Below are 971 nucleotides of genomic sequence, written 5' to 3'. Positions count from 1 at the left end.
GTCGGGCAACAGCATCTGCTCGAACCCGGGGCGCCGCTGCGGCGACTCGTCGAGGGATCGGGCGCCGCCTCGGTGGTGCTCTACGGTCCGCCCGGCACCGGGAAGACGACCCTGGCGTCGCTGATCTCGGGGGCCACGGGCCGCCGGTTCGAAGCGCTGTCCGCCCTGTCGGCGGGCGTCAAGGATGTGCGCGCCGTCATCGATCTGGCGCGCCGGCGGCTCACCCACGGTGAGCAGACGGTGCTGTTCATCGACGAGGTCCACCGCTTCTCGAAGACCCAGCAGGACGCACTGCTGGCCGCCGTCGAGAACCGCATCGTGCTGCTGGTCGCGGCGACGACCGAGAACCCGTCGTTCTCGGTGGTCGCCCCGTTGCTGTCCCGGTCGCTGGTGCTGCAACTGCAGCCGCTCGGGCCCGACGACATCCGGGCACTGCTCGAACGTGCGCGCACCGACGCCCGTGGACTCGCGGGTGCGGTCGAGATCGACGACGACGCCCTCGACCACCTCGTCCGGCTCGCCGGGGGCGACGCCCGCCGTGCCCTGACGGCGCTCGAAGCTTCCGCCGACACCGCGCTCGCCGTCTCCGGTGACGACGCGGCCGTCATCGACCTCGCGACGGTGGAGTCGAGCATCGACGAGGCCGCCGTCCGCTACGACCGCGACGGCGATCAGCACTTCGACGTCGCGAGTGCCTTCATCAAGTCGCTGCGCGGCTCCGACGTCGATGCGGCCCTGCACTACCTGGCACGGATGATCGTCGCGGGGGAGGACCCGCGCTTCATCGCCCGTCGCCTGATGATCCAGGCCAGCGAGGAGGTGGGCATGGCCGACCCCACCGCCCTCCAGACGGCGGTCGCCGCAGCGCAGGTCGTCCAGCAGGTCGGGATGCCCGAAGCCCAGCTCGCGCTCGCCCAGGCGACGATCCACATCGCCACCGCCCCCAAATCGGGTTCGGTCACCGCCGCCCT

1 protein-coding gene is annotated in these 971 nt (G+C 71.8%); it reads left to right on the top strand.

Annotated features, from left to right (window positions below; genetic code table 11):
* Positions 1-971, top strand: a 971-nt coding sequence (locus R1101_RS0124340) for a replication-associated recombination protein A (RefSeq protein WP_016935744.1), incomplete at both ends; no start/stop codon positions are given.

Origin of the sequence: Rhodococcus sp. R1101 (assembly GCF_000278445.1) — a bacterium.
In the GTDB taxonomy this organism is placed as follows: Bacteria; Actinomycetota; Actinomycetes; order Mycobacteriales; family Mycobacteriaceae; genus Rhodococcus; species Rhodococcus gordoniae.
The sequence above is the reverse complement of the archived record's forward strand: the minus strand, read 5'-3'. Positions and strand labels throughout refer to the sequence as shown.